Here is a 21,082-nt window from a genome sequence, read left to right on the forward strand (position 1 = left end):
CATCAAGATCTAACGTGCCGCAATATCAACGTTTAAAAAGGGAAATAGATGAATTAGTTGGAAGAATAAACGGTAAATTCTCTACCGTGAGCTGGACGCCTATCTGGTATTTTTACCGCTCTATGCCTTTTGAAAATTTAATTGACCTTTATACGAGTTGTGATATTGCACTATTAACACCAATTAGGGACGGGATGAACCTGGTTGCCAAAGAATTTGTGGCTACAAGAATAAATCAAACCGGAGTACTTATTTTAAGTGAAATGGCTGGTGCCGCACACGAGATGAACGAGGCGTTAATTATTAATCCGAATAATTTTGAGCAGATTTCCGAAACTTTAATCCAGGCAATTGAAATGCCTGAAGAAGAACAAAAGCAGCGCAATAAAATACTTCAAAAGCGACTGAAACGCTATAGTGTAGAAAAATGGGCAAACGATTTTATGAAAGCCTTACATGAAACGAGTCAGGATAGAGATGCGTTTAAAGCGAGAAGAATTTCCTCTAAAGTTTCAGATGAAATTCTGGAGAAATTTAAAAATGCGAAGAACCGAATCCTATTCCTGGACTACGACGGTACATTAGTAAACTTTACCGATAAGCCCGAAAAAGCAAAACCAGACCAGGAATTAATAGATTTAGTTCACAAATTAAATCAATCAGCAAATACAGATGTAGTTCTTATTAGTGGTAGGGATAAAGACACCCTTGGTGCGTGGTGGCAGGAAATTCCTGTAGAACTTATTTCAGAACACGGGGTTTGGATGCGCCAAAAAGATAGCGAATGGGAACTTTCAGAAAACGTGAATAACGATTGGATGAGTGCGGTGCGCCCGGTAATTGAAACTTTTGTAGATAGAACGCCCGGTACATTTATAGAAGATAAAAACTATTCACTAGCCTGGCATTATAGAAAAGCCGATCCCGAACTTGGTGAAATTAGAGCTAATGAGCTTTCAAATGTTTTAAAGGAATTAATTTCTAACCGTGGACTTAGCGTTCTTGAAGGAAATAAAGTACTGGAAATAAAAAGTAGCGGAGTAAATAAGGGAAAAGCTTCCAATAAAAAACTGGTTGGCAAAGATTACGATTTCATCTTTGCCATTGGAGATGACTGGACAGATGAATATATGTTTGAGGAACTTCCAGAAAATTCTTTTACGGTTAAAGTTGGAATGAAAAAAACCAGCGCACGTTATTATGTTGAAGACACTTTAAAGGTAAGGGATATACTTAAAAAGTTTGCTGAAAATTCATAAGCCTTTAAACTGTTAAATTCCTTGACATTTTCTAAGAAAGTTTATGCATAACTTAACTTCAAAAATATGGTAACGGCGTGATTATGATCTAATTTTACATTAAACAAAAATACGAACCAAAACTTAAAAACTTAGATCGATGAAATCAGGAAAAATGTTATTAGGATTAATATCAGGAGCAGCTGCAGGAGCGGCCTTAGGACTATTATTTGCCCCTAAAAAAGGTGCAGATACCAGAAAGGCGATTTCAGATTCAAGCAACGAAGCTATACAAGGAACTAAAGGAAAATTCAATGAATTTTCTGACTCTTTAAGCCACAAAGTTGATGCTTTAAAGAACAAAACTAAAGCCAGCCTTTCTAACTCGAAAGCTGACCAAAAAGCACACGAAGCAAAAGCTGAAATTCATAATATGAAAGCAAGCTAAATTGTAGTTAATTAGAATGTGATTTAAAATCCCGGCATTTTTTGTCGGGATTTTTTTGTTTCATAATACTTCTAAAGCGTATTTAATTGTGAAATCATCCAAACATTAGGTATTTTAGAAGCTTAAAAAAATAATTTTATGATAAGAAATATACCCAGTCTTGCCCTACTCCTATTTTCAGGACTCATTTTTCAACAAACAAATGCGCAAACCGATGAGCGTATTTACGAAATAATAGATAGCGTTTCTGCAGATAGAATTGAAGCCGATATTAGGAAACTTGCCGGTTTTGGAACAAGGAATACATTTAGTGATACAATTTCTGACACCCGTGGAATAGGTGCCGCACGTAGATGGATAAAATCTGAATTCGATAATATATCTAATAATTGCGATAATTGTCTTGATGTTTTTTACCAAAAAGACTTTGTTACTACAGAAGATGGCGAACGCATTCCGCACGATGCCTGGGTGGTAAATGTGGTTGCGGTTCAAAAAGGAACCAAATATCCAAACCGTTATATTATTATGAGCGGCGATATAGATTCTCGCGCCAGCAATACTATGGATTTTGAAACCGATGCGCCCGGAGCCAACGATAATGCCAGCGGGATGGCCGGAGCCATAGAAGCCGCAAGGGTTTTATCGCAATATGAGTTTGAAAGCAGCGTGGTTTACGTTGGTCTTTCTGGTGAAGAACAGGGCTTGTTTGGCGGGAAAGGCCTTGCAGAGTATGCTAAAGAAAATGAATGGGAAATTATTGGCGTTTTAAATAACGATATGATTGGGAATATTGAAGGTGTAGATGGCGTAATTGATAATCGCACTTTTAGAATATTTTCTGAACCCGTTCCTCCAAATGAATCTGAAAGAGAAAGAACTATGCGTAGGGTTTACGGTGGCGAGGTAGATGGTATTTCCCGTCAGTTGGCTCGTTATGTACATAAAACTACTGAAACTTATATGCCTGAAATGAACCCGATGATGATCTATCGTTTAGACCGTTTTGGTCGTGGTGGTCACCACCGCCCCTTTAACGATCTTGGCTTCGCCGGAATAAGGATTATGGAAGCCCATGAAAATTACAACCGCCAACACCAGGATATTAGAACCGAAAACGGTATTGAATATGGCGATGTTATAGAAGGGGTAAATTTCAATTATGCTAAAAAACTTACCGCAGTAAATGCGATAAATATGGCAAGTCTTGCCTGGGCTCCACCAGCCCCTAAAAACGTTGAAATTGGAGGAATTGTAGAACCTTCAGCAAAATTAAGATGGGATAAGGTTGAAGGCGATATTGCCGGTTATAAGATTTACTGGAGAGAAACAACTGAAGCGCAGTGGCAATATTCCCGATTTGTAGGTGATGTAAGTGAATTTACCCTTGACGGAATTGTTATAGATAATTTCTTCTTTGGCGTAGCAGCGGTTGGAAAAGACGGTCACGAAAGTGTAGTAGTTTTTCCTTCCGGCGTTTTCAGATAGGAAATTGAAACAATATTCAATTAAAACTTTATAGTTATGAAACATTTAAACCACGTCTTCCTGCTGTTTGTCTTTGCATTTTCGCTTTTTTCCTGCGGAAATAAAAATGATAAAAAAGAGTATAATAAGGAGGAAGCTCAAGTTGAAACCGATACTACAATGGCTCAAAAAACTGAAGCCGATGAACTTTCTGATTCCCCAAGGCATCACGAATGGGTTACTTTATCTCACGGTGAGAGGGAGTTTCAGGCTTTTGTAGCCTATCCCGAAACAAATGAAGCTACAAAATCTGTAATTGTAATTCACGAAAACCGTGGTTTAAATGATTGGGCAAGGTTGTTTGCCGATAAACTTGCTGAAGCCGGTTACCTGGTGATCGCTCCCGATTTGATTTCAAATACTCAAGGTAAACGTCGCACCACAGATTTTGAAAATCCTGATGCTGCAAGAGACGCCATTTATGCTTTAGACCCAGAACAGGTAACTGCAGATCTTGATGTTGCCTTCAACTATATTAAGGAAGATTCGGCATCAACCGGAGAAGTTGCTGTAGTTGGTTTTTGCTGGGGTGGTTCACAAACCTTTAAGTATGCTACAAATAACCAGGAAATCTCTTCAGCGCACGTTTTCTACGGAACCGGTCCTGAAGATGCTTCAGTAATTGCAAATATTTCGGCTCCTATTTATGGATATTACGGTGGTGATGATAACCGTGTGAATTCCACGATTGAGGCCAGTGAAAAAATGATGGAAGACGCCGGCAAGACTTATAAATATGAAATCTACGAAGGCGCCGGCCACGCCTTTATGCGCAGTGGCCACCAACCAGAGGCCGAAAAACCAAATAAAGAAGCACACGATAAAGCCTGGAAGCGACTTAAAGATCTTTTAAAATAAACTTTTATACATATTTATTTTTATAAAGGCATTCCGTAGGGATGCCTTTTTTTGGCTTAGGACCTAATTAACAATAGTTTGGGCTAACCTTAATAATAGTTAGTAACAATATTTTTTAACTTTAGTAGTCTAACCAAACAAAAACTAAGATTATGGCAGAAATTAAAATTGAAAAGAAAAAACCTATTTGGCCATGGATTCTTTTAATCGCTATCATCATACTGGGAATATTATTTTATGTTTTCGCTTATAATGACACTACTGATGATGTAGACACCATTGATGATACCAATGATATTGAAGAATTGAATGATACTTCAGGCATTTATTTTAATGAAAATAGCAAGATCAGTTTTCTTTATTCAAAAGAATTGATTGCATAACTAAAAAATTGTGAATTATGAGCAAGGATATAAAGAATAAGAATCTATATTATTTAAGTGAATTAAAAGACTATAAAATTGCAGGCGGTTATCCCGATATTCGGGGCTGGGTTGTTAGAGATGCCGACAAGCGTGTAGTTGGTAAAGTTGATAATTTACTCATTAATAAAAATCTTGATCGCGTAGTTTACGTAGATGTGGAAGTAGACCAGACCATTATAGATTCCCGGCACGATCCCTATGGTAAACCCGCAGATCCTGAAATTAAGGAGTTTGTAAACAAAGACGGCCAGAATCACGTAATTGTACCCATAGGCCTGGTAGAGCTCGAAGAAGATGAAAAATACATTTATACTTCAAGGATTACCCACCAAACCTTTGCTGAAACAAAACGCATTGAACGCGGTGCTAATCCAGATAGACATTATGAAGAAACTGTTTTAAGCTCTTATAATCGTCCGTCTTCTGTAGAAAAAGAAGACGAGCATCTCCAACGCCGAAAAGAAGAGGAATATGCCGATAAGCCAATTTCTGAACAAAGGGAAGGGAAAATTATTGACGATGAAAATGATCGTAGAGACCGTCATAGCAAAGCTCATTACGCTGATGATGAATTTTATGAGCGGGAAGAATTTGACGGCGCAAATTTTAGAAAAAGAAATTAGAAAGTTTAAAACAAACGAGGCTGCTACCAGTTTTTCAACAGCCTCGTTGTATTAATCTATTAAAGAAAGTTGAACCCTCTTTTTTTCTTCATCTACAGAAAGTACGGTGACTTCCAGTTCCTGGTTGAGTTTAACCACCGAATTTACATCACTTATAAATTCATTGGCAAGTTTTGAAATATGAATGAGCCCGCTTTCTTTGATTCCAATATCTACAAAGCAGCCAAAATTGGTTATATTATTTACTATTCCCGGAAGTTTCATACCCGGCTTTAAATCGGTAATACTTTTTACTGAAGGATCAAAACTAAAGGCCTTTTTCTTTGCCCTGGGATCGGCTCCAGGTTTTTTTAATTCTCCCAGAATATCTTTTAAACTCAGTAATCCAATATTATCAGAAATATAATCTTCCGGTTTTATCCTTTCAAGAACTTCAGTATTTCCTATTAGTTCTTCCGGCTTCAAGGCATTATTTTTCGCCATTTTTTCTACCACAAAGTAACTTTCTGGATGCACGGCCGAATAATCTAATGGATTCTTAGCATTTTTAATTCGTAAAAATCCCGCAGATTGTTCAAAGGCTTTTTCTCCCAGGCGAGGTACTTTTAGCAATTCTTTTCTGCTTGTAAAACGTTTATTTTCTTTTCTGTAATTCAGAATATTTTGTGCCAATCCCGGGCCAATTCCAGACACATAAGACAATAATTCTTTACTTGCCGTATTTAAGTTTACTCCTATTTTATTTACACAACGCATCACTACTACATCAAGTTTCTCCTTTAATTTGGTTTGATCTACCTCGTGTTGGTACTGCCCTACTCCTATTGATTTTGGATCTATTTTCACCAGTTCGGCCAACGGGTCACTCAATCTTCTGCCTATAGAAACTGCTCCACGCACCGTAACATCATAATTAGGAAATTCTTCCCTGGCAATTTTTGAAGCAGAATAAACCGAAGCTCCTGCTTCATTAACCGTAAAAACCGAAACTTCTTTTGGTAGATAAATGTTTTTAATAAATTGCTCGGATTCCCTGGCTGCGGTGCCATTACCTATAGCTATAGCTTCAATTTTGTAAGCATTTACCAAACTTTTAATCTTCGCTGAAGCCGCATCTGTTTTCTTCTGTGGCGGGTGAGGAAATATTGTTTCATTATGTAATAAATTCCCCTGTTCATCTAAACACACCAATTTGCAACCTGATTTAAAACCCGGGTCCAATGCGAGAATTCGTTTGCTGCCCAAAGGAGCTTCCATTAAAAGTTGCTCAAGATTTGAAGCAAATACGCCGATGGCATCTTCATCTGCTTTTTCCTTAGCTTCATTTAAAAATTCGGTAGCAAAAGATTTTTTCAGCAATCGTGTAAAAGCATCTTCAAACGCTTCTTTTAAATATTTTACTCCAGAAAAACCGGTATTTTTAATTATTGCTTTTTCAATTAAGTTTAAAGCTTCCGCTTTATCCACTTCAATTTTTAGTTTAATTATCCCCAATTTTTCGGCTCGATAAATAGCCAAAAATCTGTGTGAAGGAATTCTTTTAAGCGGTTCTTCCCACTTTTCAAACTGTGAAAATTTGGAAGCTTCGGGATGTTCTTCTTCTGTTTTTACCCATTTGGTACTTAGTTGCGCTTTTCGGGCATATAATCTTCTAAAGGAATTTCTAACATAAGTATTTTCATTAATCCATTCAGCAATAATATGCCCGGCCCCGTAAAAAGCTGCTTCTTTAGTTTTTATATTTTCAGAAAGAAATTGTTTTACAGAGAGGTCAATATTGGCTGTATTTTGAGCCATTAAGATTTTGGCAAGTGGTTCTAAACCGTCTTCCCTGGCTGCATCAGCCTTTGTTTTTCTTTTCTTTTTAAAAGGTAAATAGAGATCTTCAACTTCGGTTAAAGTATTGGCTTTATTAATTTTTTCCGCTAAAGCTTCAGTTAACTCATTTTGAGTCTTTATAGCTTTAAGCACCGCTGCTTTTCGCTTTTCGAGTTCGTTAAAAGAATTGAGTAACAGCGCAATTTTTTCAACAGCAACCTCATCTAAATTTCCGGTGGCTTCCTTACGGTAGCGGGAAATAAACGGAATTGTAGCATCGGCTTCTAAAAGTGCAATAGTATTCTGAATACTTTTGACGGGCAATTGGGCCCTGGATTTTATATAGTCCTGTACGTTCAAAAAATGAAATTTCAGATTAATTAAAATATGATCTTAAACTTCGGTTGTGTATATTTAAACCGTGAGTTAATTTCAGCAAATATAGGATTCAAAAACTTTAAATAATCCCTTCTGCGCGGGAATGTTTTATGGCCTTATTGCTATGTTTAAAGTAACAAATACTTACGCCAAGGCTTTCTATATTCTTGAGAATTGTAGTGATTTCCGGCTTCTTTTTTCTTCCGGTTTGTCGTATATAAACTGCTTTTAACCTCTTTGGAAAAATTTTACATATACGCTCGTAAATATGGGCATCTTTCTGGGAATCGTCTCCTAATAGTACATAAGGAATGTGGGGATAAAAAGAAATAATATCTTTTATCTTTTCAAATTTATGATCGTGGCTTCCGCGGCCGGTAGAGAGAAAATCTGAAATCCCAGTTTTAATTTTCTTTAGTTTAATTACCGCTTTAGGCAACTGGTGCATCTTGGCAAATTCATTGATAAACTCATATAAATTCCACTCACTGCTGGAAACATAAAAGAAGGAATTGGAAGCATGCTCAGAGTCCTGCCCCGCACGGCTCAATTCTTTATAATGATCTACAACGTCATCAAAAATCTTGCGCTTATTGATGTTTTTGGAAAGCATCACATATAACTTTTTAAAAAAGCTATTGCTATGTGAAATAAGAAAAGTATCATCTATATCTGAAATTATACCGTATTTAGATGGGTGCGGTTTTAATAATTCCCCCTTCTCTATCATTCCAAAATCCTTGATATTACAACTCACCTCGTATTCATGCCAGCCGCTTTTTAATTCTTCTGAAAAAGGAATTGTAAATCTAAAATAGCCATCGTCCAGGGTTTTAGTGGTTACTGTAGTATTGCGAAATTTCAAGGTGATTTCCTTGTTTTTTAAAGGACTAATGCGAAACATATGAATAATAGCTACCGCATGTTTTATTCCTTTTCTATCCAGCCTGTACTTATCTGGCGCCCAGGATTTAAATAAATGGCCAGATACAACCAGCTCCTGATTATTAACATAACCACGATAAAGTTTTAGATCTAACTTCAAAATTTTAGATTTTTATTGAATTTTTCTTACTCCAAAATAATTAAATTTAAGCATATTTTAGAAGCTATATGAAAGAAATACAAAAAGTACTACTTGTTGTAAACCCAATTTCAGGAGGTCTTAGTAAGGAGCATATAATACAAACTCTTGAATATGAGCTTTTAAAAATTAATGCTGGACTCGTAACCTATAAAACAACCGGTAAAAATGATCGTGAGAAAATTCAGAAATTGGTTACCGAAAATAATTTTGATCGGGTTTTTGTAGCGGGTGGCGACGGGACTATAAAACAAGTAGCAGAGGCTTTAATTAATTTTCTAATTCCTATAGCAATCTTTCCTGCAGGTTCAGCCAACGGGCTTGCTGTTAACCTGGGCATTCCCAACATCCTGGAAGAACAATTGAAAATAGCGCTGGGTAATGAACATAAAGAAATGGATATGCTTGAAATTAATGGAGAACTCTGCCTGCACATAAGTGATTTGGGATTAAATGCTGAATTAATTAAAAATTACGAACATTCCAGAATACGAGGAAAAATGGGCTATTTGCTACAATCTATACCTACTCTTTGGGAAAGTAAATATCCTTTTGAATTTGAAATAGAATTAGAAAATAAGACTATTACCAAAAAAGGAATTCTCTTGGCATTTGCCAATGCAAAAAAATACGGCACCGGTGCTAACGTAAACCCCAAAGGAAAAATAGATGATGGTGTTTTTGAAATCCTTTTATTCAAAAACTTCGACATCCTGGAGATTCTAAAAACTTTACGTAATGAAACTGACGTAAACTCTGAATTTGTGGAGATAATACCGGTTAAAAGTGCTAGAGTTTTTTGTAGAAAACCGGTCGCTTTTCAGGTTGATGGTGAATATATTGGAGAAAAGGAAGAAATTTCTGTCAAAATTTCGGCCAAAAAACTATCAATAATGACCTATTAAAGGGAATAAAATGAAATTTTATCAACAAAAATTATAAAATTACGATTTCATCACGTGTATTTATTACATTTAATTTTTAGAATCCTGTAAGACAGCTGTTTACTTCGTATTGCGATATTTTCAATAAAATTTTAGCTTCAATTTTAGTCTAAAAAACCCCTTCAATATTCACATCTTTGAAAACACGAAAACGTTTGCGTGTATAGACTACTTAATATTTAGCATAATTTTTTACTAATTTAGGTCATCAACTTAATGGTTTAATTAATCAACTGTAAAATTAAATTTATGAAACAAGGATTACTCAAAATCGGTTTGTTTCTGTTTGCAATCTGCAGCTTCGGATTTGTCCAGGCGCAGGAAACAATAACAGGAACGGTAACCGATGGGGAAATGCCCTTACCGGGAGTGAACGTTGTGGTTAAAGGTACCTCTAATGGTACGGTAACCGACTTTGACGGAAATTATTCGTTAAACGATGTTCCAGGTGATGGTGTTCTGGTATTTAGCTTTGTAGGCTATGCCCAACAAGAGATTTCGGTAAACGGAAGAACAACTATTAATGCTACCATGCAGGAGGACACCGATGCCCTTAGCGAAGTAGTGGTTATTGGTTATGGAAATGTAGAAAGACGAGATGCCACTGGGGCGGTTTCTACAGTTTCTTCTGATGAATTTAACCAGGGTGTAATTTCTTCGCCAGAAGAACTTATACAAGGTAAAACAGCCGGTTTACAGGTTACTACCTCCAGTGGAGAACCTGGCGCCGGTGTTAACATTCGTATTCGAGGTACAACTTCGGTTAGGGGTGGTAACAATCCGCTTTTCGTTGTAGACGGTGTGCCATTGGCTGGTGATGAAGTATCAGCAGGTGGAGATGATGTAGGTTTTGGTTCTTCTAGTGCTAAAAACCCACTAAACTTCCTTAACCCATCTGATATTGAAAGTATGAGCGTTCTTAAAGATGCTTCTGCAACCGCAATATATGGTTCCAGGGGAGCTAACGGGGTTGTAATTATTACTACAAAAGATGGTAGAGGAGATCAGGGAAGATTAAATTACAGTACCAACCTTGGTATTGCAACTCCGGCTAACGAATTTGATCTTTTAAACAGAGAAGAATTCTTAGACGCTGCCGAAAGTTATGGCGGTAATAGAGAAGACCTTGATTTTGGTGGAGATACTGACTGGCAGGACGAAATTACCCGCTCTGCTTTTTCTCAAATTCATAATCTCTCCTATTCTAATTCTTATACCGGTGGTAACTATAGAGTTTCTGGTAATTATACCGACCAAAAGGGGATAATAGAGAATTCCTCTATGGAGCGATTAACTGGAAGGTTAAATATCACCCATAGGCTATTTGATGATAAATTGAAGCTAAACCTTCAATCTACCATTGCAAGAGTGAATGATGAACGTGCACCAATATCAGATAATGCAGGGGCGCAGGGAGATTTATTAGGAACAGCATATTTTGCTAATCCTACCTACCCGGCCGACCCTGAATTTACTCCTGGTGGTGATTTTATAAATCCGTTGGCATTATTAAAGTATAACCAGGATGAAACTGAAACTGATAGGGTTTTACTTAATCTATCTGCCGATTATAAAATCTTACCAGAGTTAAGTGCAAAAGTTGCCCTTGGATATGATGAATCTAACTCCTACCGTGGTGCCGCTCTTTCTGGGGACATCGCAGGGGTAGGATCTGGTGTTCCGGGAAATGGTAGAGGTTATATCAATGAGATTAATTCTACCAACCGCTTAATGGAACTTACCGTGAATTACGAAAAACAATTTGAGAATTCTAAGTTCACCGCATTAGCCGGTTACTCCTTCCAGGACTTTAGTCGTTCAGGAATAAATGTTTCAGGATTTGGTTTCTCAACCGGGGATATGGATGCGATGATAGATGAACTTCAAGCCGGTAGAGACGCTATAGAAGGTTCTATAAGTGGTTCTTATCAGCAATATGGTTATACCGGAGAAGATATCTTTGTAAATCGTCTTTTTCCTGAAATTGCTACAGATAATGTGTCTAACCCAGGAAATATAGTAGCCAGTGCCATTGCCGGTGATAAATTTGATGTAACCGATGAGTTGCAATCTTTCTTCACCAGGTTAAATTATGAATTAGCCGGGAAATATTTATTCACCGCGACTTTAAGAGCTGATGGTTCTACACGTTTTGGTGGAAATAATAAATACGGTTACTTCCCTTCTGGAGCTTTTGCCTGGCAAATGGGTGATGAAGATTTCATCCCAGATGCTATATCTACTTTAAAACTAAGATTGGGTTACGGGGTTACCGGTAACCAGGAAATTCCTTATAACCAATACCAGCAACGTGAGAGATGGGCAGGTTTTGGAATTAACAATGGAGGCGGTATAGATGCCCCAGGTACTACCCTTGTATCATTTGCTAATCCAAACTTACAATGGGAAGAAACCAGTCAATCCAACATAGGTCTTGATTATGGTTTTATGAACGATAGGTTAAGCGGATCTTTAGATTTTTATTACAAAAACACTACAGATCTTTTAATCCAGGTTTTCTCTGCTCAACCTTCTCCACAACCATTCGTATTCCAAAATCTGGATGCTAATGTGATTAACAAAGGGGTTGAATTTGCAATAGATTATGATATAATTCAGCAAGAAGATTTATTCTGGAACTTCGGCTTCAACATTGCTTACAACGATAATATGGTTGAAGATTTTGATGGAGTTATTGATACCGGTGGAATTAGCGGACAGGGATTAACGGGAGCCTTTGCTCAGCGTTTAGTTGGTGGCCAACCACTATTCTCCTATTTTTTAAGGGAATTCGCAGGCTTTGATGAAACAGGCCAGTCTATTTATCCTAATGGAGATGTTCAACAATTTGTTGGAAAAAGTGCACTACCAACTACCAATTTAGGTATATCTACCAGTGTTCAATATTTAAACTGGGATCTATCTGCATTTTTAACAGGCCAGTTTGGACACTATATTTATAACAATACCGAAAATGCTTTCTTTACTGCGGGAGCAATTGGTAATGGTAGAAATGTTACTCAAAATGTAATTGGAAATGGAGAATCTAACCTTAACGCACCAGATGTATCTACAAGGTTCCTTGAAAAAGGAGATTTCTTAAGAATGCAAAACCTAACTTTAGGATATAACTTTGATATCGCTGAAGAAAGTTTATTTAATACATTGAGATTATCTTTAACAGGTCAAAACCTTTTTGTAATTACAGATTACACAGGTCTTGATCCAGAGGTAGATACCAATAAAGCACTAAATAATGTTCCTTCGGCAGGTATAGATTATACCGCATACCCAAGACCTACAACAGTGACTTTTGGTTTAAATGCATCATTTTAAAAAAGTATTATGAAAAGGAGTATTTTAAAAATAACACTAGCTACTTTAGGAGTTCTAAGTATCGTGTCCTGTACCGATCTGGAACTTGAAGATACCGACTCGGTATCCCGTGAAACTTCAGACGGAGGATTTGACGGAGTAAGCAACGTAGAAGGCTCAATAAATAACGCGTATAACACGATCCAGGGACATTTACAAACCCAGGAAAATTTATATGCTTTACAGGAAGCCACATCAGATGAATTATTAATTCCAACCAGGGGAACAGACTGGGGAGATAATGGGGTTTGGAGAACCTTGCACCAGCACACCTGGGATGCTACCCACCCCTATCTTTTAAATACCTGGAACAACTTTAATTCCAGTGTATTTTCATTAACAGAAATCATTGAAACCCCTGAGGCAAGCGCAGCACAAGTTGCAGAAGCCAAGGTTTTAAGAGCCTTCAGTATGTACTGGATAATAGATCTATTTGGCCAGGTGCCGTTTAGAGGTGTTAATGAAGGCCCAGATGTTAGCCCAATGGTAATGTCACGAGCCGAAGCTTTTGATTTTGCTATGAAAGATCTTGAAGAAGCATTGCCTGAATTACCAGCCAATGGTCCTGGAGCTGAAACCAATAGAGCTTCTAAGGCACTTGCAAACTTTCTATTAGCAAAAATGCACCTAAACAAGCATATTTATTTAGGTACAGGAACTGCATCTCCCGAAGATATGAATGAAGTGATAAATCACGTTGATGCTATTACTGAAGATGGATTTGCACTTCAAAGTGGATTCTTCGAAATTTTTGAACCCGATGTAGATGTTTCTGATACTGAAATAATTTTTAGAACTAATTATGGAGCAGATGCACGTATTTGGAGTACATTACACTACAACCAGGGAACACCCGGTCAACCCGCAGGAGGATGGAATGGTTTTTCAACTTTAGCTGAATTTTATGATCTTTTTGAAGGAGACCCAGAGGTTAACGTACCGGGTTCAGGACAGGAGGAACGTAGAGGTTTTGTACCTACTTCAGGAAATACAGCTGAAGGAGATGATTTAGATGATGATGAAGACGGAATGGAAGATGGTTCTTATATCGGATATGGATTTCTTATAAATCAGCAATATGCTTTAGATGGCTCTGAATTAAACGATAGAACCGGGAACCCTTTAGTTTATACCAAAGAATTGCCAGGTTTAGTAGGTAACAATGAGAGAACAGGTATTAGATTACTAAAATACCATCCATCAGATGGAGCTTATCCAGGCAATTTAATCGTTTTCCGTTATGCAGATGCTCATCTTATGAAAGCTGAAGCTATTCATCGCGGTGGAACTGCAGATGAGTCTGCTTTAGGCCTGGTTAATGAATTACGTGAACTAAGACAGGCTACTCCGCTGGAAAGCCTTACAGATCAAGATTTACTTGATGAGCGTGGTCGTGAACTTTATATGGAATTCACCAGGAGACAGGATCAAATTAGATTTGGTACTTATACCGATACCTGGGAATTTAAAGATAATACAGAAGCTTTTAGGGTATTGTTCCCAATACCTTCAACAGCCTTAACATCTAATCCTAATTTAGAACAAAACGAAGGTTACTAATTACTTGAAATAGTTTATATATTAAAGAGGCTATCAATGCATTTGCATTTTTAGTCTCTTTTTTTAGACTCCTAAATTCTTCTTAAATTTTGTTTAAATTGCCAATTAAAATAGCCTCCCTTCTAACCTGTTTTTCTCAATGAAAATCACTTCTCATTTATCTTCTTCAATTTTTGGTTCAATCTTTATTATGCTGTTTTTTATGGCTTGTGCTAATGATAAAACAGAAAATGAAATACCTGCGGAAAAAGAAAATAAGGATGCATTATTCTCCAAAATGTCATCTACTCAAACGGGAATCAATTTTGAAAATACAATAACCAATACTAAAGATTTCAACATTTTTCGATATAGAAATTTTTATAATGGTGCGGGTGTAGGAATTGGTGACATCAATAACGATGGTTTGCCTGATATTTATTTAACCTCAAATCTTGGTGAAAACAAACTTTACCTGAATAAAGGCGATTTTAAATTTGAAGATATTACAAAAAGCTCAGGAACGGCAGGAACAAAAAACTGGAGCACCGGTGTAAGTATGGTAGATATTAATCACGACGGACTGCTGGATATCTATGTGAGCAATGCCGGAAATATTGAAGGTGCAGATCGTAAAAATGAACTTTTCATCAATAATGGAGACCTTACATTCACTGAAGACGGCGCTTCCTATAATTTAGACGAAAATGGATTTACCACCCACGCCGCTTTCTTTGATTATGACGGGGACGGTGATCTTGATGTATATATTCTTAATAATAGCTTTATCCCGGTTTCCAGCCTAAGTTTTAATAACAAACGTGACCTAAGAAGTGAAGATTGGGACTTACCAGAAATTTTTAAAGGCGGTGGTGATAAATTACTACGCAACGATGATGGTAAATTTACCGATGTTAGTGAAGAAGCAGGAATTTACGGAAGCTTAATAGGTTTTGGACTTGGAGTTACCGTAGGCGATGTAAACAACGATCAACTCCCCGATCTCTATATTTCTAACGATTTTTATGAACGCGATTATCTTTATATCAATAATGGTGATGGTACTTTTACTGAAGATATTAAAAACCGTGTATCTCATTTAAGTCTGTCGTCGATGGGCGCAGATATGGCGGACATCAATAACGATGCGCGTCCTGAGATCTTTGTTACCGATATGCTTCCGGAAAGCGATAAACGCCTTAAAGAGACTTCAGATTTTGAACGATATGACATCTATAAACTCAAAGAAAGTAGGGATTTCTATCACCAATTTATGCAAAATACTCTACAGCTCAATACGGGTGAAAATTCCTTCTCTGAAATCGCATTTCAAAGTGGTGTTGCACAAACAGACTGGAGTTGGGGCGCCCTAATTTTTGATATGGATAATGACGGTTTCAAAGATATTTATGTGAGTAACGGCATCTACCACGATCTCACTAACCAGGATTTTATGGATTTCTTTGCCAACGATATTCTTCAGGAAATGGTGCTTACCGGAAAGAAAAAGGAATTTGATTCCATTCTAAATGAAATGCCAAGCAATCCTATTCCCAATTTTGCATTTCAGAATAATGGCGATTTAACTTTTGAGAACAAAGCACAGGATTGGGGATTAAATGAACCCAGTTTTTCAAACGGCTCCGCTTATGCCGATTTAGACAATGATGGCGATCTTGACCTTGTCATTAATAACGTAAACCAGGAGGTATTTATTTATAAGAATAGAACTTCAGAAAAATTAGATAATAATTACCTGAAATTAAATCTAAAAGGTGAAGAAAAAAATACATTTGCCATTGGCAGTAAAGCCTTACTCTATCTTGATAACCAGGTGCTTTCTCAGGAATTAATTCCTACCCGGGGATTTCAATCTTCAATAGATTACAGCCTTACTTTCGGGCTTGGAGAAGCTGAGAATATTGATTCGCTTCGAATTATCTGGCCCGATAAATCTACGCAGCTGGTAAAAAATCCGGAGATTAACACTACTTTGAAATTTAATCAAACCGAAGCAAATTCAACTTATAACCTGCAAAAACCGCAAATCCAAACTATTTTTACTGAAATAAATACAAAACTTCAAAACCACAAAGAAAATAATTATATAGACTACGATTATGAAGGTCTAATACCAAAAATGTTATCGCGTGAAGGCCCGGCATTCGCTGTAAGCGACATAAATGGTGATGGAAATGAGGATTTTTATTTAGGAGGCGCAAAAGGCCAGGCCGGAGTTCTTTATCTACAGAATAATTCAGGAAGCTTTAGCGAAAAGAATCTCGAAGTTTTTACCTCAAATTCAAGTTTTGAAGATACCTATGCAGTTTTTGCTGATGTAAACGGCGATAATAAACCAGACCTGATAGTAGGTTCAGGCGGGAATGAAGCTAACGTTGATAAAGAAATATTTCGCGATAGAATTTATATAAATCAGGGAAATGAAAGTTTTAGCGCTTCAGAATATCAACTACCTAATTCTGCACAAAATACTTCAGTGATCGCGCCATATGATTTTGATAATGATGGTGACATAGATTTGTTTATAGGAAAGAGAAGCGTGCCGGGAATTTTTGGAATTAACCCCAAACATCAGCTATTAGAAAATGACGGTAAAGGCAGTTTTAAAGATGTAACCGATGCTAAAGCTTACATACTTAACGACCTGGGAATGATAACCGATGCCACTTGGGAAGATACAAATGCTGATGGGAAAAAAGATCTAATTTTAACCGGCGACTGGATGGCGCCTAAAATTCTTCAAAACAACGGAAATTCTTTTAACCCGGCAGATAATAATCTGAACGAATTTTCCGGAGCCTGGACAGGTTTATCGGTTTCAGATATAAATGGGGATGAAAATCCAGATTTTATTTTAGGAAATCGCGGTACCAACTCGTTTTATCAAACTTCAGCCGAAAATCCGGTTAAAGTTTATATCAACGATTTTGATAATAATGGTACTATAGAACAAATTTTTACCAGAAATATTGATGGCAGAGATATCCCAATTCATTTAAGAAGAGAACTGGCAGGGCAAATTTCAGCAATAAAAAAGCAGAATCTTAAATTTTCAGAATATGCTACGAAGTCAATTCAGGAACTTTTTTCAGAAAAAATTGTTGAAAATTCTATTGTAAAAGAGATAACCACTTTTAAAAGTTTTCTTGCTTTAAATAATGCTGAAGGTAATTATGAGTTTAAAGAACTTCCTACCGAAGCACAGTTATCAAGTATTCACGCTATTGAACATCTAACTACCAAAAATGGAAATAGTTATTTTTTACTCGCCGGAAACGATTTCAACTTAAAACCCCAATTTGGGCGTTTGGATGCAAGTAAAGGGCTTCTCCTAAAGGTGAGTGGGAATGGTGATATGGAGATTATATCTTCAGAGAAATCAGGATTTTTAGTTGAAGGTGAAGTGAAACACATAAGGAAAATATCAAATAAAAATGCAGAAATTCTTATTCTGGTAGCCATAAATAATCAGGAACCAAAAATCTTTAAGTTTGATGAGAAAACTCTTTAGCCTGGTATTTTTATTCATCTTTCTCACTTCCTGTGAAAAAGAAAAAACTTCGGAAGATTTTCTTTTTGAAAACCTGCCGGCAGAAACCACAGGCCTAAATTTTAGCAACGAGCTTACCGAAACAAATGCGCTAAATATTTTAGATTATTTGTATTTCTATAATGGCGGCGGCGTTGCTGTGGGCGATATAAATAAGGATGGTTTACCAGATATTTACCTAACCGGAAATCAGGTAAAAAATAAACTTTTTCTTAATAAAGGAAACTTGCAGTTTGAAGATATTACCGAAAAGGCAGGAGTTTCAGGCACTTCTAATTGGAATACAGGAGTTGTTATGGCCGATGTTAACGGTAATGGTTTGTTAGATATCTATGTTTGTGCGGTCTCTGGAATAAACGGTTTAAATGGAAAAAATGAATTATTCATCAATAATGGTGACGGCACATTTTCTGAAAAAGCTGAAGAATTCGGGCTGGATTTTCAAAACTATTCTTCAACAGCTGCTTTTTTTGATTTTGATAATGATGGCGATTTAGATATGTATCTGCTTAATCACGCTGTTCACACGGTGAATACTTACGGCCCTGCAGATATTAGAAATAAACGTATTGCTGAAAGCGGTGATAAACTATTAAGAAATGATAACGGAAAATTTGTGGACGTTAGCGAAGAAGCCGGGATTTATGGTGGTGCAAACGGTTACGGACTCGGACTCGCCACTGCCGATTTTAATAATGACGGTTTCACAGATATCTACGTGAGTAACGATTTTCACGAAGATGATTATTATTATTTGAATAATGGAGACGGCACTTTTACCGAAACGTTAAAATCTAAATTTGGGCATGTTAGTCGGTTTTCTATGGGAAATGACGCCGCGGATGTGAATAATGATGGATTTATAGATATTCTTACTCTGGATATGCTTCCCCAGGATGAAAAGGTTTTAAAAGCCTCTGTAGGAGACGATCCCCGGGATTTGGATAAGCTAAAAACCGATGAATTGGGATATCATTACCAGTATACCAGAAATATGCTTCAAATAAATCAGGGAGGAGAATACTTCCAGGAAACCGGACTTTTAAACGGTGTAGCCGCCACCGATTGGAGTTGGGCTCCACTGTTTGCAGATTTTGATCAGGATGGGCTTCAAGATATATTTATAGCTACGGGGATTCCCAAACGCCCCAACGATTTAGATTATATAAAATATGTTTCCAGTAACCAGATTCAGAAAAAAATAAATAATACCCGTTTAGTAGACAAGGAAGCTTTAAATATGATGCCTTCCGGAAAGGTGCATAATTATGTTTTTAAAGGTTCTGCCAATCTTAATTTTAAAGATCAATCTGGTAAATGGATGGCTCGGGATTCTGTGATCTCTACGGGTATAGCTTACGCTGATTTAGATAATGATGGCGATTTGGATATTGTAAGCAATAACATTAATACAAACGCCAATATTTACGAAAACCAGTCAGACGCAACATCAAATTATTTAAAATTATCGTTTAAACTTGATACTCAAAATAAATTCGGAATTGGGACAAAAGCAATTGCCTGGCAGGAGGGAAAAATGCAAATGCGCCAGCTTTATAATTCAAAAGGCTTTCAATCTTCTTCAGAGCCTATTATTCATTTCGGATTTCCGAAGAAGGATAAGTTAGACTCGCTTATAATTATCTGGCCAGATAACACCTATCAAAAACAGGATAAACTGGATTTAAATCAGCAATTGGTAATAAGTCCGAATTCAGACCTTAATCCTATTGATTATAAAAAACTTTATCCTACACCAAAACCATGGTTTGAGAAAATAGATTCTTTACCGGGAATAGATTTTAAACATATAGAAAATCGATATACAGATTTTAACCGTCAAAAATTGATTCCTTATCAAATTTCAGATCGTGGACCTGCGGTTGCCGTTGGAGATCTAAACGGGAATGGCAAGGATGATATCTACTTCGGAAATTCAAAGTTTGCACCGGCTGAGATCTATTTTCAACAGGAGAATTCCTTTAAAAAGCAAGATTTTGGAATATTAAAAGAAGATGAAAAGACTGAAAATACCTCGGCAACGATTGTAGATCTTATCGGGGATAAAAAGAATGAACTTTTTGTGACTTCCGGTGGCGGTGAATTTTATGGTGAGGCAGATGCTTTACTAGATAAATTATATGCTTATGAAAACGCTGAATTAAAAACTAAAAAATTGCCACAATTTTTTGAAAATACTTCAATTGCAAAATTAGGTGATATTGATGGCGATGGCGATTTAGATATTTTTGTGGGCGGTGCCGCAGTATCCAATAATTTTGGAAAAATCCCTTCCTCCTATTTGCTCATTAATGAACAGGGTAAATTCAAAATTCAGGAAAATTCAGAACTCGAAAAAGCAGGAATGATTACCGATGCCATCTGGACAGATTTTGACGAAGATGGTCAGGAAGATTTGATTGTAGTTGGAGAATGGATGTCCCCGCAATTTTTCAGGAATAATAATGGAAATTTAGAGAATGTTTCAAAAGAAATTCTTGAGGAAAAGCTCAACGGACTTTGGCAAAAAATAATTCCGTTTGATATAAATAACGACGGGAAAATGGATTATTTGCTCGGAAACTGGGGCTTGAATTCTAAATTTCCGGCTTCAGCAGAGTTCCCGCTAAGAATGTATTATTCCGACTTCGATAAAAATGGAAATACAGAAACCATTATAGCTTATGCCAAAAATCACAAATATTATCCGGCAAATGGGCTCGATGAACTGGTAGGCCAACTTTCTTATTTGCGCAAAAAATTTCCGGCATATAAAGATTTTGCCGGAAAAACCATCGAAGAAATTTTTGAAAAGGAATCGTTAAAAGAAGCTAAATTGCTGAAAGTGCACACAATGGCTTCGGGGTATTTGCTAAATAAGGATGGAAAGTTTATTTTTAAACGCTTCGAAAATGCATTGCAAACAGCGCCTATTATGGCATTTTTAAAAGCCGATTTTAACAAGGATAATCACGAAGAAGTATTAGTTGCAGGGAATTATTTTGGGGTAACTCCGTATCACGGCAGGTTTGACGCAATGGCCGGTAATTTAATCACACAGAATGGTGAAGTATTAGAAGGAGTTGAGCTGGGATTAAATCTTACCCAAAAAAGTGTAAGAAGCCTTGATCTAATAAATTTTAAAGGAATTGATTACCTTATGGTTAGCCTTAATAATGCTAAACCTTTATTTTATAAATTGAAGAATTAATATGAAAAAATACTTTTACTTAATCATCTGTATACTGATTTTA

13 protein-coding genes are annotated in these 21,082 nt (G+C 36.7%); 11 read left to right on the forward strand and 2 right to left on the reverse strand.

Annotation, left to right across the window (positions count from 1 at the left end; all coding sequences use genetic code 11):
* The 6 genes from otsB to AACZ30_RS02970 all read left to right on the forward strand — a co-directional run.
* Window positions 1-1,259: trehalose-phosphatase (otsB, locus tag AACZ30_RS02945; RefSeq protein ID WP_339647729.1), on the forward strand; the 1,259-nt coding region annotated here is incomplete at its 5' end.
* Window positions 1,260-1,398: 139 nt separating this feature from the next.
* Window positions 1,399-1,686, forward strand: a complete 288-nt coding sequence (locus AACZ30_RS02950; RefSeq protein ID WP_075327262.1) for a YtxH domain-containing protein — start codon at window positions 1,399-1,401, stop codon at window positions 1,684-1,686.
* Between the two features lie 138 nt (window positions 1,687-1,824).
* On the forward strand, window positions 1,825-3,174 hold the full coding sequence (locus AACZ30_RS02955; protein ID WP_339647730.1) for a M28 family metallopeptidase: 1,350 nt from the start codon (window positions 1,825-1,827) through the stop codon (window positions 3,172-3,174).
* A gap of 36 nt (window positions 3,175-3,210) precedes the next feature.
* Window positions 3,211-4,071 carry a dienelactone hydrolase family protein gene (locus AACZ30_RS02960; protein WP_339647731.1) on the forward strand — a complete coding sequence of 287 codons (861 nt, stop codon included), beginning with the start codon at window positions 3,211-3,213 and terminating at the stop codon, window positions 4,069-4,071.
* A gap of 152 nt (window positions 4,072-4,223) precedes the next feature.
* Window positions 4,224-4,454: a hypothetical protein gene (locus AACZ30_RS02965; RefSeq protein ID WP_339647732.1), complete on the forward strand. Its 231-nt coding sequence runs from the start codon at window positions 4,224-4,226 to the stop codon at window positions 4,452-4,454.
* A 17-nt stretch (window positions 4,455-4,471) separates the two neighbouring features.
* Window positions 4,472-5,119 (forward strand): photosystem reaction center subunit H, encoded by a 648-nt coding sequence (locus AACZ30_RS02970; protein ID WP_339647733.1) that lies wholly within the window; start codon window positions 4,472-4,474, stop codon window positions 5,117-5,119.
* A gap of 51 nt (window positions 5,120-5,170) precedes the next feature.
* Here AACZ30_RS02970 and AACZ30_RS02975 read toward each other — a convergent pair whose 3' ends face one another.
* Window positions 5,171-7,297, reverse strand: a complete 2,127-nt coding sequence (locus tag AACZ30_RS02975) for a Tex family protein (protein WP_339647734.1) — start codon at window positions 7,295-7,297, stop codon at window positions 5,171-5,173.
* Between the two features lie 97 nt (window positions 7,298-7,394).
* Window positions 7,395-8,360, reverse strand: coding sequence for an App1 family protein (locus tag AACZ30_RS02980; RefSeq protein ID WP_339647735.1), 966 nt, complete (start codon window positions 8,358-8,360; stop codon window positions 7,395-7,397).
* A 68-nt stretch (window positions 8,361-8,428) separates the two neighbouring features.
* Between AACZ30_RS02980 and AACZ30_RS02985 the strand changes: the two genes are divergently transcribed.
* The 5 genes from AACZ30_RS02985 (at window position 8,429) to AACZ30_RS03005 (ending at window position 21,039) form a co-directional block, all read left to right on the forward strand.
* Complete coding sequence (locus AACZ30_RS02985) at window positions 8,429-9,304, forward strand: diacylglycerol kinase family protein (RefSeq protein ID WP_208225956.1); 876 nt, start codon at window positions 8,429-8,431, stop codon at window positions 9,302-9,304.
* Between the two features lie 288 nt (window positions 9,305-9,592).
* Complete coding sequence (locus AACZ30_RS02990) at window positions 9,593-12,679, forward strand: TonB-dependent receptor (RefSeq protein WP_286760534.1); 3,087 nt, start codon at window positions 9,593-9,595, stop codon at window positions 12,677-12,679.
* A gap of 9 nt (window positions 12,680-12,688) precedes the next feature.
* Entirely contained in the window at window positions 12,689-14,278 is a 1,590-nt protein-coding gene (locus AACZ30_RS02995) for a RagB/SusD family nutrient uptake outer membrane protein (protein WP_339647736.1), read from the forward strand.
* Window positions 14,279-14,417: 139 nt separating this feature from the next.
* Window positions 14,418-17,789: a VCBS repeat-containing protein gene (locus AACZ30_RS03000; protein WP_339647737.1), complete on the forward strand. Its 3,372-nt coding sequence runs from the start codon at window positions 14,418-14,420 to the stop codon at window positions 17,787-17,789.
* Window positions 17,773-21,039: a VCBS repeat-containing protein gene (locus AACZ30_RS03005; protein ID WP_339647738.1), complete on the forward strand. Its 3,267-nt coding sequence runs from the start codon at window positions 17,773-17,775 to the stop codon at window positions 21,037-21,039. The genes AACZ30_RS03000 and AACZ30_RS03005 overlap by 17 nt, the downstream gene beginning before the upstream one ends.
* The last annotated feature ends 43 nt before the right edge of the window (window positions 21,040-21,082 follow it).

Source organism: uncultured Salegentibacter sp. (assembly GCF_963972535.1).
GTDB lineage: Bacteria > Bacteroidota > Bacteroidia > Flavobacteriales > Flavobacteriaceae > Salegentibacter.

Coding starts and splice junctions, on each gene's coding strand:
- AACZ30_RS02950 (WP_075327262.1), top strand. CDS start 1,399: ATGAAATCAGGAAAAATGTTATTAGGATTAATATCAGGAGCAGCTGCA.
- AACZ30_RS02955 (WP_339647730.1), top strand. CDS start 1,825: ATGATAAGAAATATACCCAGTCTTGCCCTACTCCTATTTTCAGGACTC.
- AACZ30_RS02960 (WP_339647731.1), top strand. CDS start 3,211: ATGAAACATTTAAACCACGTCTTCCTGCTGTTTGTCTTTGCATTTTCG.
- AACZ30_RS02965 (WP_339647732.1), top strand. CDS start 4,224: ATGGCAGAAATTAAAATTGAAAAGAAAAAACCTATTTGGCCATGGATT.
- AACZ30_RS02970 (WP_339647733.1), top strand. CDS start 4,472: ATGAGCAAGGATATAAAGAATAAGAATCTATATTATTTAAGTGAATTA.
- AACZ30_RS02985 (WP_208225956.1), top strand. CDS start 8,429: ATGAAAGAAATACAAAAAGTACTACTTGTTGTAAACCCAATTTCAGGA.
- AACZ30_RS02990 (WP_286760534.1), top strand. CDS start 9,593: ATGAAACAAGGATTACTCAAAATCGGTTTGTTTCTGTTTGCAATCTGC.
- AACZ30_RS02995 (WP_339647736.1), top strand. CDS start 12,689: ATGAAAAGGAGTATTTTAAAAATAACACTAGCTACTTTAGGAGTTCTA.
- AACZ30_RS03000 (WP_339647737.1), top strand. CDS start 14,418: ATGAAAATCACTTCTCATTTATCTTCTTCAATTTTTGGTTCAATCTTT.
- AACZ30_RS03005 (WP_339647738.1), top strand. CDS start 17,773: ATGAGAAAACTCTTTAGCCTGGTATTTTTATTCATCTTTCTCACTTCC.